Genomic DNA, 15,452 nt, shown 5'->3' with positions numbered 1-15,452 from the left:
TCTTTATTGTTGGTTTTCATCATTAATTTCTTCAACGATCTCGATTCCCGCAGGATTTATTTTTGAAACATATACAAAGCTCTCGATTTCAATTTCGTCATAAATCGATTTCATCAGCTGAGCAATTCTTTCTGCTGTTTCTTTTTTCTCTGCCAGCATAAAAATGGACGGCCCGGAACCTGAAATTCCACCGCCTAGAGCTCCTGCTTCTAAACTTTTCATTTTAATTTCATCAAATTTTGGAATTAAAATACTGCGGACAGGCTCTATCAGTACATCATTCAGGCTTCGTCCGATCAGTGGAATGTCATTTTTTAGAATTCCCGCGACTAATCCTGCGATATTTCCCCATTGTTCTACCGCATCTTTTAAGAGGATGTTTTTCTTTAAAATTTGTCGTGCATCAGAGGTCTTCACTTCAACCTGAGGATGTACAGCTGCCACAAACAAATTGGGAGTGCTCAACGGAATAATATCAATAGGAGAGGAGGATTTTACCAATGTAATGCCGCCATAAATGCACGGTGCAATATTATCGGCATGACGGACTCCTGAAGCCAATTCTTCCCCAAACATGGCGAAGTGAACCAGTTCCTCATCAGACAGAATATTTCCTAACAAAGCGTTGGCCCCAAAAGCGGCTCCTGCGGCACTTGCCGCACTGGAGCCGAGCCCGCTGCCCGGTTTAATATGTTTGCGGATCGTTACTTCAAAACCTTTCGTCAGCTGAAGATGTTGCTGGATATGCTGCAAAACTACACCCGCTACATTTTGAGAAGGTTCTTCAGGAAGTCCGAAATGATCTTCGTGTCTGATAATGATCTCCGGGCGGTCCAGTAATTTCAGTTCCATTTCATCATAAGGTTCATGGATGGCCATTCCCAGAATATCAAATCCGCAAACGAGATTGGCAACGGTAGCCGGAACTTTTATTTTTATCTTTTTCATACTATTTATTTTAAACGGATCTTATAATATCGGCAAAAACACCACTGGCCGTTACTTCAGCACCAGCACCGGCACCTTTCACCACAAGAGGCTGCTCGGAATATCTTAAAGTTTTAAAGATGACGATATTATCCTTACCGTAAAGATGATATAAATCGCTGTCCGGAGCGGCGTGCTGCAGTCCTACTTTGGCTTTGCCGTCCTTAAAATCAGCGGTATATTTTAAGATTTTGCCATCTTTTTGAGCATCATTCAGTAAACTTTTGAAATGATCTTCGTATTCGGTAAGCTTCAGATAGAAATCTTCCACACTTCCCTGAAGACATTCCTCCGGTAGGAAGCTTTCGTTTTCAATTTCATCAAACTGAAGCGCATATCCGGCTTCTCTGGCCAGAATTAAAATTTTACGTGCCACATCAGTTCCTGTAAGATCCAGACGCGGATCCGGTTCTGTATAACCTTCTTTCTGAGCCTGTGCAACTACTTCAGAGAAGGTTCTGCTTCCGTCATAATTATTGAAAACAAAATTTAAAGTTCCGCTTAGAACCGCCTGAATAGATGTGATTTTATCCCCACTTTTCATGAGATCATTAATGGTTCCAATCACGGGAAGTCCGGCACCGACATTGGTTTCAAAGTGAAATTTACAGTTATGGTTTCGGGCAGTACGTTTTAACGTTTTATACTGTTCAAAATCTGAAGAAGCTGCTATTTTGTTGCAGGCGACAATGTTCACACTCCTTTTTAATAAATCTTCATATACTTCCGGGACGGATGAGCTGGCAGTCACATCAATAAATACTGAGTTCCTGAGATTCCGTGAAATGATTTCGTCGGCAAATCCATGGATGGAGGCTTCAATGGCTTTTTCATTCCAGCTGCTGGATTCATTTTCAGAAATTCCATGATCGGAAAAGAACATCTTCCGGCTGTTTGAAATTCCGGCAATTCTTAAATTTATCAAATGATTTTCCTGTAGATAACTGTTCTGTTCATAAATCTGCTGTACGAGTTTTGAACCCACATTTCCGGTTCCGCAGATATAAAGGTGAACCTGTTTTATTTCCGATTCAAAAAACGCTTCGTGTAAAATGTTGACGGCCTTTCTGATGTCTTTTTCCGAAATAACAATGCTGATATTCCTTTCAGAAGATCCCTGGGCAATAGCTCTGATATTGATTCCATTGTTTCCGAGACATCCGAACATCTTGGCACTGATACCGCTTCTGTTCTTCATATTTTCCCCAACGAGTGCGACAATTGAGAGCCCGGTTTCTATCTTTACAGGAGCCATTCGCTGTAACTGTATATCATCTTCAAAAGCTGCATTCACCACATTTTCGGCATGAAATACTTCTTTTTCATTCACAGCTATGGTAATGGAATGTTCCGAAGATCCCTGGGTAATGAGAATCACATTTATTTTTTCAAAACTCAGACACTGGAAAAGTTTTGCAGAAATACCGGGAATTCCTACCATTCCGCTCCCTTCCAGAGTGAGAAGAGCAATGTAGCTCATATTCGAGACTCCTGCTGCAGGCTGTTGTTCATTTTCAGGCTTATTCAAATTGTGAGAAACTAAAGTTCCATAGGCATCCGGATCAAAAGTATTTTTGATTTTTAAATCAATATTTTTTGCCATGACAGGCTGTATAGACGGTGGATAAAGAACCTTAGCCCCAAAATGTGACAGTTCCATGGCTTCATGATAAGAAATCTCAGGAATAGGTTTGGCGTTAGATGCCAGTCTTGGATCTGCAGTCATCATACCACTTACATCGGTCCAGATCTGGAGTTCCTCAGCAGAAACAGCCGCTGCGATAATTGCTGCAGTATAATCGGAACCTCCGCGTCCTAATGTGGTGGCGTTGCCATTACGGTCCTTAGCTATAAATCCGGGTGCAACAATGATCTGGTTTTGATGAGCAGCGATGTAGTTTTTTACATTTTCGTCTGTAGTATCAAAATTTACCTTAGCATGGGTAAAGTTACTGTCCGTTCTTATCAGTTCAGCTGAATTCATCCAGAGACTGTCCAGACCTTCGTACTGAAGCCTGGCTGCTATAATGTTTGAAGACAGAAATTCACCGTATGATGTGATCCTGTCCCTGATTTTATCTGTGAATTCACCCAATATAAAGATTCCGTTGTAGATATCTTCCATATCGTTACAGTGTTTTTTAACGAAGCTCAGCCAAGAACTTTGTTCTAAAACCGGGATCAGTTCTTTGACAAGATCAAGATGTTTTTCTTCAAGATCTTTAATAATCGGGATATAATTTTCGTCTTTCACGGCAGCATATTCTGCTGCTTTTATAAGACTATCTGTAACCCCGTGAAGTGCTGAAACTACAACGATAATCCTGTTCTGTGAAGATTCCTTTTTGATCATATGTTCTGCCAGAAGAATATTCCGGGCATTGGCGACGGATGTACCGCCGAATTTTAAGACTTTCATCTATGATGTATTTGAGGTTGGAGAAAAGCGAATATTTGCTCTTTTAAAAAAAAGAGACGGGTGCAGGAAATGATATGTGAAAATGTACCCCGCTACGGGGTAGTTGTTGTAGATGTAGTCGTTGATGTAGAAACAGAAAATAGCCCCGAAATAAGTAATTCCGGTGTAGAAATAGCTGATATGTTTCTTAGAAAGTTCATTCTTTACTGGACAAATGTACAAATTATTTCGGGACACAAAATTATTTGAAGGGATATTTTGATGCTATTTAAATCATTTGTTAGAGATATATTTTAGTGAAAAGTTTTATTTTCCCAGTAAAACTGCTATATTTAAGCGTTAAAATAAAACAAAATAAACATGAAAAATTTAAAGAAGATGACCCGAAAACATTTGGGAATGATTAATGGAGCTGCTGCCAATTGTAATAGCTGCCCTAAAGGCGGATTTGGTCCTGGTGGTTCTGCAGCAGGCTATACTTATTCATGCGAGGATTACTATGAACTTGTTACCGCACGTTGCAGTACCTGCGTTATTGTTAGCTCGGCGTGTTTTCAATAATCGGAAGATAAAAGAAATTCAAGAGACTGTCTGAAAAGGCAGTCTTTTTTATTTAGAATAACGGTAATCACCCAAAACGGATCACTTGCTTAATATTCGGCTACACCTGTTAATTCTGGTTTTGTTTTGAAATCTAGACCATTCATATTTGTTTAACATATCAACAGGGTGTGATAAATAATAAGAACAGTAATTTAAACTTAGAATATTATGAAAAAATTTAAAAAACTAACCAGAGAAGAATTAAAAACGGTGGCAGGTGCCGGTATAGATTGCGGTCCTTTTCCATGTGTTTGTATTTACACCCATTATTGGTGTGAGTATGCAAAAAAATGTATTCCCAAAGGTATTTATTGTGGAAAAATTCCGGTAGAAATCGGTGCTTAATTGACGTGAAATATAATTCAAAAGATCATTATGAAAAATATAAAGAAACTTTCAAGAGAAGAGCTGAAAACCGTGAAGGGGGCAGCTGGAATCGATGGTCCTGTTTACGTCTATTGCGTAAAAGGCCGTAAATGGTGTGAAAAAGGCAAGACATGCATCTCTGCCGCAGCGAACTGCGATGATTTTGTGGTTCCAGGAGAAGGCGGAGGATGGTAAGATCTTAAAAAACACATTAAATTACATTCAATATGAAAAACCTGAAAAAACTTTCAAGAGAAGAGAAAAGTAAGATCAGCGGCGGGTTTACCGAATTTCAGATCGAAACGTGTGGTGGCGCTGTTTATGTATGTTTCCGTGGAGGCGGTGCATGGGGATGTTGGAGAACACCCGGTGGAACCTGTTATCCTCCAATGGTGTAACTGCTGGCCTTAACTTAAGAAAATTAAGATTAAAGGAATTTGAAGATAGAAGATGGAGGCTGGAATTTACTATCAGACCTTCATTTTTAAGAGTTGCTGTAAAATTGCATAAAATGGTTTGAAAAATTAATATAATTACGTTGTGGTCGTACTTTTTAACTTCCTTCTTCCAACTTCAGGCTTCCTGACATCACTATATCAATCTCAAAAAAAAATTATTATGAAAAAATTATCAAAAGAACAATTGAAAAACATCAACGGTGCCGCTTGTCCCGGTGGATGTCCTTACCCTGCAGGAACTACTTTTGGCCCTCCGGGATCCGGTGCGACCCGCAGCTGTCAACAGTATAATGCATTGAGCGATTGCTGTAAAGGGCAGTATCTTGTGCATATGGGTTGTGTAGGTCCGATTGTTAATTAATCCGGACTGAAAGAGCAGAGATGGAAGATATTTTCTTCTACTATTATTTAAAGGGGATTTAAAAAGAAGTAATAAAGCTGAGGTTAATTATTTTCCAGGCTTTTATATCTTCCACCTCAGTTCTTTCATTATATTTCCTTTTAATGAGATATATGTATTCATTGAATAGGTTTAAAATACTATATTTATAAACCAAAATAAAATGAATATGAAAAATTTGAAAAAACTTTCAAGAGAACAAAAAAGTAAGATCAGTGGTGGAATTACCGACTTTCAGATTGAAACCTGTGGAGGTGCAGCCTATGTATGTTTCCGTGGAGGCGGTGCCTGGGGATGCTGGAGAAAACCAGGCGGTATCTGTTATGCACCAATGCTGTAATTAAAAGGCTCTGCTTTTAACTATATTTTTCATGGATTAGGTTTAAAATCATATATTTATCAACCAAAACAAATTAATATGAAAAACCTGAAAAAATTAAACAGGCCCAATTTGAAATCGGTTAACGGTGGAAATGTCTGCTATGAAAACTGTCCTCCGGGACCATATGGACCAGGACCGGATTACCCAAAATCATGCGATGATTTTAATGCTTTACCTGAATGCTGTAAATTACGGGTAAAAGTAGATTATCTATGTTCCGGACCATTATAAGAATAAGAAAGCACTGTTTGATAATAGTGCTTTTTTTCTTTTAAAGTATTATTCCAATGTCTTTATTCTAAGTATTTTATTTTTTCATACAGGTATATCACCTGAATGGGATAAAATGATTATATTTAAAACTCAAAAAAATTAAAATTATCATGAAAAATTTAAAAAAATTAAACAGAAAAGAGTTGGAGAAAGTAAACGGAGCAGCGGGTCCATCGAGATGTTCGGGATGTCCTCAAGATGCTACTTTTGGAGATGGCCCTGGATTTAAGTATCCATGTTCAGCCTATCAGGGACTTCCGGATCACTGTAAAATGTGTGTTCTTGTAAGTATGGAGTGTGTACATCCTGAACAATAAAAAAAGAGGTACTGTTTTGCGATATTTAGAAAACAGTACCTCTTTTATAATTTAGTTTTTAATTATTTTATGCTTTTCGAAAGATCCAGCATCGCTTCAATAGGTTTCAGAGCTCTTAAACGAAGCTCTTCGTCAATAAGGATTTCCGGAAGTTCGTATTTCATACACAAATATAATTTCTCCATCGTATTTCGTTTCATGTAAAAGCATTCTGAACAGTTACAGCTTTCATCAAAAACCAGAGCAGGAATCAGTTCTTTGTGCGGCGCACGTTTTCTCATTTCATGAAGAATTCCTTCCTCAGTAGCAATGATAAATTTCTGACAGTCGTCTTTTTCAACAAAATTCAACAGGGCAGAAGTGGAGCCGATAAAGTGAGCCAGTTTCAGAACCGCTTCTTCACTTTCCGGGTGTGCGATCATTTTAGCATCCGGATTATCAGCCAGCTGCTGAGCAATTCTCTCCATAGAAAACGCTTCGTGTACGATACAGCTTCCATCCCAAAGAATCATATCACGACCGGTCTTTTTAGATAAATATCTTCCTAAATTTTTATCCGGTGCAAAGATGATAGGTCTGTCCTTTGGTAAAGCTTCAATCACGGTTTCCGCATTTGAGCTGGTCACGATGATATCACTTTCTGCTTTTGTTTCAGCGTTACAGTTAATGTACGTAGCAATCAGGGCATTCGGGTGCTGCTCACGCATTTTCCTAAGGCCTTCTCCTGAACATCCGTCTGCCAGAGAGCATCCTGCCATCGTATCCGGAAGAACTACTTTTTTAGTCGGGTTCAGAATCTTAGCGGCTTCAGCCATGAAATGTACGCCGCAGAATACGATCATGTCTGCATTGGTATCTTTGGCCTGTCTGGCCAGCTGTAAAGAATCTCCAAGGAAATCAGCGATATCCTGAATTTCTCCCGGCTGGTAATAATGGGCAAGGATCACCGCATTTTTTTCTTCTTTAAGCTTCAGAATAGCTTTCACTAATTCTTCTCCTTGAGGAATCGCTATATCTTTTATATCCAGAAATCCTCTTACGGGAATCGCAGATTTAGCTTTTTCTAATGTTTCGGTACTCATATCAACCTCAATTTTTTGATTATAGAAGTTAGAGTTTAGAAATTAGAAGTTAGAGTTTCGATGTGACTTAAAAGGGTAGAACGGCACAGCTAACTTCTAATTTCTAGCTTCTAGTTTCTTTCTATAAATTTTTTTATTAAACTTTCTATTTCTTTTTTGGCTTCATCAAGATCGGTATTGATCACGATCCTGTCAAACTTTTTCGCATAGGTCATTTCTTCTCCGGCCTTTTCTACTCGGGTTTTGATGGTTTCTGCATCATCTGTGTTTCTGAAGATCAATCTTCGTTCCAATTCTTCTATGGAAGGCGGTTCAATGAAAATGGACAGGGCCTTTTCTCCAAAATATTTTTTTAAAGAAATTCCTCCTTTCACATCCACATCAAAGATCACCACTTTTCCCTGATTCCAGATCTTTTCCACTTCAGACTTTAAAGTACCGTAATATTTGTCAGTATACACTTCTTCATATTCTACAAAAGCATCTTCCGCTATTTTTTGTCTGAATTCATCCGGACTTAAAAAATGATAGTCCACGGCATGAGCTTCACTTCCTCTCGGCTGTCTTGTGGTACATGAGATAGAAAATGCCAGTTCAGGAAATGTTTCCAGAGAATGTCTTACTAAGGTAGTTTTTCCGCTTCCAGACGGTGCTGAAAATATGATTACTTTATCCATATTTTTATTTATGAATTATGAGTATAAATGATGAATTATTGGAATCACGCTAAAAACAACTCATAACTCATCATTAATAACTTATAACTTTTTACAAAACGTTTAACGTCTGTTCTTTAATTTTTTCCAAATCATCCTTCATCATGACTACCAGTTTCTGGATTTCTGCATGATTGGCTTTTGACCCTAAAGTATTGATCTCTCTTCCGATCTCCTGAGAAATAAAACCAAGTTTTTTTCCGTTGAAATCTTCATTGTCCATTACTTCTTTGTAGTATTTCAAATGCTGGGTAAGTCTTACTTTTTCCTCTGCAATATCAAGTTTTTCTGTGAAATACGCCATTTCCTGGTAGAAACGGGTTTCGTCTACATTTTCAAACTCTTTTAAAGATTTCTGATAACGTTCTTTTACAGCAATGATTCTCTCTTCTTCAAAAGGAATAACTTCTGAAAGGTATTTATCAATATTCTGGATATTTCTTTCCAATTCTTCGTGCAGGATACCTCCTTCCGTCTTTCTGAATTCCATGAAACGGTCTACCGCTGCGTGAACGATTTTTGCCAGAGCTTCCCATTCACCTTCCGTAAGTTCGTCAGGTCTTGAAGTGATTGCATCCGGAAGTCTTACCGCCATTTTCAGGTACTCAAAGTCCGGTCCGTCTGAAGCGATATTACGAAGCTCATTCATATAAGAGTCAATTAAGCTCCTGTTGATTTTCACATCATTTGTCTCTTCCAGGTTCTCCAGATTGATGTAGCAGTCTACCTTTCCACGGATAATTCTGTCGTTAAGGATTTTTCTGATCTCGAATTCCTTTTCTTTATAACGTAAAGGAACTTTAATATTTAAATCAAAGCTTTTGCTGTTCAAGGATTTAATATCTATTGAGATCTTTTTCCCTTCAAAAACACCTTCGGCTCTGCCGAATCCGGTCATTGATAAAATCATAGTTTTTTATTGTTGTACAAAGATAAACATTTAAATTAGCACTGTGAAAAAATTGATTTCTGTTGTAGGGCCCACCGGAATAGGTAAAACGAGACTGGCCATTGATCTGGCCAACCATTTCAATACGGAAATTGTATCCTGTGATTCCCGTCAGTTTTTTAAAGAAATGAAAATAGGGACGGCATCACCTTCGGAAGAAGAGTTGGCGCAGGCTCCGCATCATTTTATAGGAAATCTTTCGGTTCAGGAATATTATTCTATCGGGCAGTATGAGGAAGATGCTTTAAAAAAACTCAATGAACTTTTTGTGAATCATGATACCGTCATTCTGGTAGGTGGAAGTATGATGTATGAAAAAGCAGTTATTGAGGGATTGAATGATCTTCCAGAAGCAGATGAAAATAATCAGAAAAAACTTCAGGAAATACTGGATACGGAAGGAATCGAAAGACTTCAAAACATTTTAAAAGAGCTCGATCCCGAGTATTTTGAAGTGGTAGATTTTCACAATCACAGAAGACTTTTACGTGCTATTGACGTGATCTGGCAGACGGATAAAAAATATTCCGAACAGATCGCGGTTTCGCAGGATTCCAGAGATTTCAGTGTGATCCGCATCGGAATTGAAGCTCCGAGAGAAGAATTGTATGACAGGATCAACAGAAGGGTAGATATTATGATGGAGAAAGGACTTCTGGCTGAGGCGGAAAGTTTGGAAGCATTTAAAGATCTTACTGCATTGAAAACGGTGGGGTATTCCGAACTGTTCAAGTATTTTGATGGGGAATGGGAACTTGATTTTGCTATTTCCGAGATTAAAAAAAACAGCCGCAGATATGCAAAACGTCAGCTGACATGGTACAGAAAAGCGGATGATATTCATTATCTGCAACTAGGATATTCTCAGGAAGATTTTGACAATTTAATTGAATTTATTTCTATCTTCAATAAATAGGAGCTTAATTATATTTTTAAAGGTAATTTTTATTTATAAAAGGTTTTGTCTTTTTTTTTAAATTAAATTGTGCTAAAAATATTGACAATTTCCAAACACAATTTAAATCCATTGAATTATGAAAAAACTAATTATATCGGGTTTAATATCTATGATGATCTTCACAAGCTGTGAAAGAGCTTTCAGTCAGGAAATCAAAAAGGAGAATATTGAAAATAATGTTCAGAGTACGGAAAACCCATTAGGCATTCCTCTACCTTCAGAAATCAGCAGTACAGAAACGGTATGCATTCTGTTGCGTCATGCAGAAAAAGAAAACGTGGGAACAGATCCTGATCTTACCAGTGCCGGTAAGCTGAGAGCGGATGAATTGAAACGTTTGCTAGGAAATGTTCATATAGATAATATTTATACTACCGCATACAACCGTACACGCCAAACAGCCCTTCCACTGGCAGAGAGTAAAGGAATTGTTATTAAAGAATATGCGCCGGCTGCTACTATTGCGGCAACTCAATTATTCATTAACAACATTCTTGCACAAAATCAAGGAAAAGTTGTTGTTATTGTCGGCCATTCCAATACAGTTCCTCAAATGGTAAAAGTGTTGAGTAATAATACGTTGAATGTGACTATCAGTGAGACGCAGTTTGATCATATATTTATTACGAAAAACGCTGCAGGAGGATCGGTGTTTGCGGTTCAAAAAAAGTTTGGACAAAGTACACCATAAAACCTTAACTCTATAAAAAATGCGGCCCCTTCACCAGAGACCGCACTAAAAACAATATAATTAAATTTACTACTTCCAACCACCACCAAGAGCTCTGTAAAGATCGACAATGCTGCTCAGTCTCTGTCTTTTTACGGACGCGAGATTCAGTTCAGCCTGCAGAGAATTTCCCTGAGCAGTAATCACTTCTAAGTAATTGGCCATACCGCCTTTGTAAAGCATTTCGGCACTTTTTATTCCGTTTTTCAACGTCGTTACCTGATCTGTAGCTTTCTGTTCCTGAACTTTTAAACTCTCATTGGAAACCAAAGCGTCGGAAACTTCACCCACTGCATTTAAAACGGACTGACGGAATGCCAGTACGTTTTTCTCCCTTTGGATTTTAGCTACATTCAGATCTGTTTTCAATTGTCTCTTCTGGAAAATAGGCTGAGTAATTCCTCCCAATACAGATCCGAACAATGAAGCCGGAATCTGGAACCAGTTGTCAATTTTAAATGAATTCACACCGCCGTTGGCTGTAATTTTCAAGGCAGGATACATATTCGCCTGAGCAATACCCACCATTGAATTAGATTCCAGCAGAACCAGTTCCTGCTGACGGACATCAGGACGACGGCTAACCATCGCTGCAGGAAGACCTGTTGAAATAGTCTGTGGAAGAGAAGTATCAGACATTTCAATCGTTCTGTTCACTTTGTTTGGATTTTCACCAACAAGAATACTTAAAGCATTTTCCTGGATCGCAATATTTTGCTCCAACTGAGTAATCAGAAGTTCTGTAGATTGTTTCTGAGCTGTTGCCTGCTGAACCCCTAAAGAAGTGGTATCTCCACTTTGCCACATTTTTTCAGTGATGGAAAGGGTATTGGTGCTTAATTCCAGATTTGATTTTGCAATCTGAATCTGTTTGTCAAGCATCAATAAATTGTAATATCCCTGGGCAATAGCTGCCACAACCTGTGTCTGTACTGCTTTTGTTGCTTCGTAAGTCTGCAGATACTGCATTCTTGAAACTTCCTGTTGATTTTTGATTTTTCCCCAGATGTCAGCTTCCCATGAAAGGTTGAATGCTGCATTATAATCTTCAACATGGTTTTGGCCTAAAAATGAATTCAAACTTTTCCCATTCATGCTGTTTTCTGAAGGCTTTGAAATTTGTGCCGAAACGGCAAAACCTACATCAGGATACTGAAGATATTTTGCCTGTTTCAGTTTCTCCTGTGAAGAAGCTACTTGTTTTAAAGCAATCTGAAGATCATAGTTATTTTTAATTCCCTTTTCAATCAAATCCTGTAAAATAGGATCGCTGAAGAACTGTTTCCATTCCAGGTTGGCAATACTCGCTGTATCAGCAGTAGCCGTATACTGGAACTTTTCCGGAAGCTGTAGGTCAGGCTCGGTATATGCCAGTTTGGACACACACGAAACCGCGCCTAAAGCCAATATAAGGGTTAAGATAAAATTCTTAATTCTTTTCATAGTTTTAAATAGACTTTTAGTTGAATACAAAACTTTGAGCGGTTTTTGTAAAGCAAAGAGGTCTTTAGTAGGAGAGTACTCTGCTTTTTTTATGATATTAGTTTGAATAGTTGCTTCTCTATGGGTCTCAAAGTTTTGTATTTCAATATATATTAATGAGCTGTGGTTAGAAGTTCTTCTTCCAATTTCTGTCTTTGAAGTCTTTTATTTTTTCTGCTCGGCATTTTTTCATGCAGATACTGGAAAATCACGTACATAACCGGGATGATGAAAATCCCGAATATCACTCCTGTAAGCATTCCTCCTACGGTACTGTACCCGATAGAGTGGTTACCTTTGGCTGAAGCTCCCTGCGTCCATACCAATGGAAGCATTCCCACAATAAAGGCGAAAGAGGTCATCAGGATCGGTCTCAAACGTAATCTTGAAGCCTGCAGTGCAGATTCGATCAGACTTTTACCTGCTTTTCTTCTCTGAACGGCAAATTCTACAATCAGGATGGCATTTTTAGCCAATAGCCCGACGAGCATTATTAATCCCACCTGAACGTAAATATTGTTATCAATTCCGGCTAGCCCCGTGAAAGCAAATACTCCGAATATTCCTGTAGGAATGGTAAGAATAATCGCAAACGGAAGGATATAACTTTCATACTGTGCTGCTAACAGGAAGTACACAAACAGGATACTTAAAAGAAAGACAAATACCGTTTGGCCGCCCGTTTTGATCTCTTCACGAGTGATTCCAGTCCATTCGTAGCCATAGCCTCTAGGAAGTGACTGTTTTGCAACTTCTTCTACTGCTTTGATGGCATCTCCGGTACTGTATCCAGGTTTTGGAGTTCCGTTGATCGTTACCGCGTTGAACAGATTGTTTCTTGTCACGGTCTCAGGTCCGAAGGTTCTTTTTAAGGTTACCAGTGTTTTCGCCGGAACCATTTCTCCTGATTTATTTTTTACATAAATCCCTTCCAGAGAATTGATATCGGTACGGTAAGGAATATCAGCCTGAGCCATTACTCTGTAGTATTTTCCGAATCTGTTAAAATCTGAAACGAAACTACTTCCGTAATAGATCTGCATCGTCTGCATCAGTTCTGTGATAGACACTCCCAGTTGATTCGCTTTGTCAGCATCTACATCAATCGTATACTGAGGGTTTCCTGCGGCATACGTTGTGAAAGCAAAGGCAATCTCCGGACGTTTCATCAGTTCCCCGATGAAAGCCTGTGTTGTTGTTCCTAACTGTTCAAAAGAACTGTTCGTTTTATCCTGAAGCATAAATTCAAAACCGGAAACGTTACCAAATCCCTGTACGGTTGGGAAGTTGAAGAAGAACGCATTCGCATCTTTCACCTGGATTACTTTTCCTGTCAGAGCAGCTGCAATCTGGTCCGGATCTTTCATATCGCCACGCTTATCGTAATCTTTAAGTTTAATGAAACCTGCAGAATAAGGAGAAGCGTTGGCATTACTTATAAAGTTCATTCCATCTGCTACCCAAAGGTGATTGGTGGCTTTTTCACCGTTGATGATCTTATCGATCTGTGCGGTAGCTCTGTGTGTTCTTTCCAGTGAACTTCCCGGAGGCGTGTTGACTGCGTAAAGAACGAATCCCTGGTCTTCAGTAGGAATAAATCCTGACGGTGCTTTTTTAATTAAGAAAACACTTGCAGCGGTAATCACTACCAGACCTCCTATCGCAACCCATTTATTTTTAATCAAAAATTTAAGGCTATAGATATATTTTCGGGTCATATTATTAAAGGCCACATTGAAGGCGTTGAAGAATCTTGCTCCAAACCCTTTTTTATGACCGTGTTCTCCATGTTCTCCCTGAGGATCATTTAAGAACATTGCACATAAAGCCGGGCTTAATGTTAAGGCGTTCACCGCAGAAATCAGGATGGCAATGACCAGAGTAAAAGCAAACTGTCTGTAGAACACCCCTGCAGGACCCTGCATGAAACCTACCGGAATAAATACGGCACACATCACCAAAGTAATGGAAATAATAGCCCCGGAAATTTCACTCATAGAGTTCGTTGTTGCCTGATCTACCGGCATTCCTGTGTGTTCCATTTTGGAATGGACGGCTTCCACCACAACGATGGCATCATCCACCACAATACCGATGGCGAGCACCAATGCAAACAGGGTAAGCATGTTGATACTGAAACCAAACAGCTGAAGGAAGAAGAACGTTCCGATAATCGCAACCGGTACCGCAATAGCCGGAATCAATGTAGATCTGAAATCCTGAAGGAAAATATATACTACAATAAATACCAGGATAAATGCAATCACCAAAGTTTCAACAACCTGATGGATAGACGCATCCAGGAAATCCTTGGAATTGTACATGATGATCGGCTCAACTCCTTTTGGAAGGGTAGTTTTCATCTGATCAACCTGTTTTTCAATTTCAGTTAAGATTTCATTCGCGTTGGAACCCGCAGTCTGAAGAATCGCAAATCCGGCAACCGGTTTTCCGTCTACTCTGTTGGTCGCTGTATACGTATAAGAACCGAATTCTACTCTCGCTACATCTTTTAACCTTAAGAATGATCCGTCATTATTCGCTTTAATGGCGATATTTTCGTAATCTTCATTCTTGCTCAGCTTTCCTTTGTATTTAAGGATATACTCGTAGGTTTCCTTACTTCCCTGGCCCAAACGTCCCGGAGCAGCTTCAAGGTTGTGATCTTTAACTGCTGCAAGTACTTCCTGTGGAGAAAGATTGTTGGCTGCCAGTCTGTCCGGCTTCAGCCAGAGTCTCATGGAATAATCTCTCGTTCCGAAAACCTGAGCCTGTGCAACTCCCGGAATACGCTGTATCTGTGGAATGACGTTGATTTTAAGGTAATTCTGTAAGAAAAGTTCATCATATTGTTTCGGGTCATCACTGCTCAGTCCCATAAACATAATCATACTGTTCTGAACTTTCTGTGTGGAAATCCCCGCCTGTACCACTTCCTGAGGAAGCTGGCTCATCGCTTTTGATACCCTGTTCTGTACGTTTACCGCAGCATTATCGGCATCAGCTCCCTGCTTGAAATAAACGCTCAGGGTCATGGTACCGTCATTACTGGAGTTGGAGGTCATATAAGTCATATTCTCCACTCCGTTCACTGCTTCTTCAATAGGGGTGGCTACCGAACGGGCAACTACCTCAGCATTGGCTCCGGGATAGAAAGCCGTTACCTGAACACTCGGTGGAGCGATATCGGGAAAGAGGGCAATCGGTAAATTAAAGAGGGACAGTGCCCCCAATAATAGGAGTATTATGGAGATGACCGTTGAAAGTACCGGTCTTTCTATAAATTGTTTTAACATAAGAAGTTTATTTTTTTAAGTCTTCTGTATTCGG

General features: G+C 39.2%; 17 protein-coding genes. 10 read left to right on the top strand and 7 right to left on the bottom strand.

The genetic code is table 11. The features are described 5' to 3' along the window. Positions 1–3: 3 nt before the first annotated feature. Together LC419_RS05230 and thrA are read right to left on the bottom strand one after the other, a co-directional pair. Positions 4–948, bottom strand: coding sequence for a homoserine kinase (locus tag LC419_RS05230; protein ID WP_223606364.1), 945 nt, complete (start codon positions 946–948; stop codon positions 4–6). A gap of 10 nt (positions 949–958) precedes the next feature. Then, positions 959–3,406, bottom strand: a complete 2,448-nt coding sequence (gene thrA, locus LC419_RS05225; protein ID WP_223606363.1) for a bifunctional aspartate kinase/homoserine dehydrogenase I — start codon at positions 3,404–3,406, stop codon at positions 959–961. A 378-nt stretch (positions 3,407–3,784) separates the two neighbouring features. On the opposite strand from thrA, the gene LC419_RS05220 reads away from it, so the two are divergent. From LC419_RS05220 to LC419_RS05185, 8 genes are all read left to right on the top strand, one after another. Next, entirely contained in the window at positions 3,785–3,967 is a 183-nt protein-coding gene (locus tag LC419_RS05220) for a hypothetical protein (protein WP_223606362.1), read from the top strand. A gap of 210 nt (positions 3,968–4,177) precedes the next feature. Continuing rightward, positions 4,178–4,354: a hypothetical protein gene (locus LC419_RS05215; protein WP_223606361.1), complete on the top strand. Its 177-nt coding sequence runs from the start codon at positions 4,178–4,180 to the stop codon at positions 4,352–4,354. A 30-nt stretch (positions 4,355–4,384) separates the two neighbouring features. Continuing rightward, positions 4,385–4,570: a hypothetical protein gene (locus LC419_RS05210; RefSeq protein WP_223606360.1), complete on the top strand. Its 186-nt coding sequence runs from the start codon at positions 4,385–4,387 to the stop codon at positions 4,568–4,570. A 32-nt stretch (positions 4,571–4,602) separates the two neighbouring features. Next, positions 4,603–4,773 carry a hypothetical protein gene (locus LC419_RS05205; protein WP_223606359.1) on the top strand — a complete coding sequence of 57 codons (171 nt, stop codon included), beginning with the start codon at positions 4,603–4,605 and terminating at the stop codon, positions 4,771–4,773. A 220-nt stretch (positions 4,774–4,993) separates the two neighbouring features. Then, positions 4,994–5,194 (top strand): hypothetical protein, encoded by a 201-nt coding sequence (locus LC419_RS05200; RefSeq protein ID WP_223606358.1) that lies wholly within the window; start codon positions 4,994–4,996, stop codon positions 5,192–5,194. 208 nt (positions 5,195–5,402) lie between these two features. Beyond that, positions 5,403–5,573, top strand: a complete 171-nt coding sequence (locus tag LC419_RS05195; protein ID WP_175550425.1) for a hypothetical protein — start codon at positions 5,403–5,405, stop codon at positions 5,571–5,573. Positions 5,574–5,651: 78 nt separating this feature from the next. Next, the gene (locus LC419_RS05190) at positions 5,652–5,846 is read left to right on the top strand and encodes a hypothetical protein (RefSeq protein WP_223606357.1); all 195 of its coding nucleotides are present in this window, start codon (positions 5,652–5,654) and stop codon (positions 5,844–5,846) included. Positions 5,847–5,998: 152 nt separating this feature from the next. Further along, a complete protein-coding gene (locus tag LC419_RS05185) occupies positions 5,999–6,205 on the top strand; it encodes a hypothetical protein (RefSeq protein WP_223606356.1) in 207 nt (68 codons plus the stop codon). A 62-nt stretch (positions 6,206–6,267) separates the two neighbouring features. Here LC419_RS05185 and nadA read toward each other — a convergent pair whose 3' ends face one another. The 3 genes from nadA to LC419_RS05170 all read right to left on the bottom strand — a co-directional run bounded on the left by nadA (position 6,268) and on the right by LC419_RS05170 (position 8,901). Further along, the gene (gene nadA / locus LC419_RS05180) at positions 6,268–7,287 is read right to left on the bottom strand and encodes a quinolinate synthase NadA (protein ID WP_047452126.1); all 1,020 of its coding nucleotides are present in this window, start codon (positions 7,285–7,287) and stop codon (positions 6,268–6,270) included. A gap of 110 nt (positions 7,288–7,397) precedes the next feature. After that, entirely contained in the window at positions 7,398–7,964 is a 567-nt protein-coding gene (gene gmk, locus LC419_RS05175; RefSeq protein ID WP_223606355.1) for a guanylate kinase, read from the bottom strand. Between the two features lie 91 nt (positions 7,965–8,055). Then, on the bottom strand, positions 8,056–8,901 hold the full coding sequence (locus LC419_RS05170; protein WP_262901691.1) for a YicC family protein: 846 nt from the start codon (positions 8,899–8,901) through the stop codon (positions 8,056–8,058). A gap of 55 nt (positions 8,902–8,956) precedes the next feature. Between LC419_RS05170 and miaA the strand changes: the two genes are divergently transcribed. Both miaA and LC419_RS05160 read left to right on the top strand, forming a co-directional pair. Beyond that, entirely contained in the window at positions 8,957–9,868 is a 912-nt protein-coding gene (gene miaA / locus LC419_RS05165) for a tRNA (adenosine(37)-N6)-dimethylallyltransferase MiaA (RefSeq protein WP_223606353.1), read from the top strand. Between the two features lie 118 nt (positions 9,869–9,986). After that, entirely contained in the window at positions 9,987–10,601 is a 615-nt protein-coding gene (locus LC419_RS05160) for a histidine phosphatase family protein (protein WP_223606352.1), read from the top strand. 69 nt (positions 10,602–10,670) lie between these two features. Here LC419_RS05160 and LC419_RS05155 read toward each other — a convergent pair whose 3' ends face one another. Together LC419_RS05155 and LC419_RS05150 are read right to left on the bottom strand one after the other, a co-directional pair. Beyond that, complete coding sequence (locus tag LC419_RS05155) at positions 10,671–12,083, bottom strand: efflux transporter outer membrane subunit (protein WP_223606351.1); 1,413 nt, start codon at positions 12,081–12,083, stop codon at positions 10,671–10,673. Positions 12,084–12,235: 152 nt separating this feature from the next. Beyond that, positions 12,236–15,418, bottom strand: coding sequence for an efflux RND transporter permease subunit (locus tag LC419_RS05150; protein WP_223606350.1), 3,183 nt, complete (start codon positions 15,416–15,418; stop codon positions 12,236–12,238). Between the last annotated feature and the right edge of the window lie 34 nt (positions 15,419–15,452).

The sequence above is a fragment of the Chryseobacterium sp. OSA05B genome (assembly GCF_019970065.1).
In the GTDB taxonomy this organism is placed as follows: domain Bacteria; phylum Bacteroidota; class Bacteroidia; order Flavobacteriales; family Weeksellaceae; genus Chryseobacterium.
Note: the sequence above shows the minus strand (reverse complement) of the source record. Positions and strands in the feature narration are given on the sequence as shown.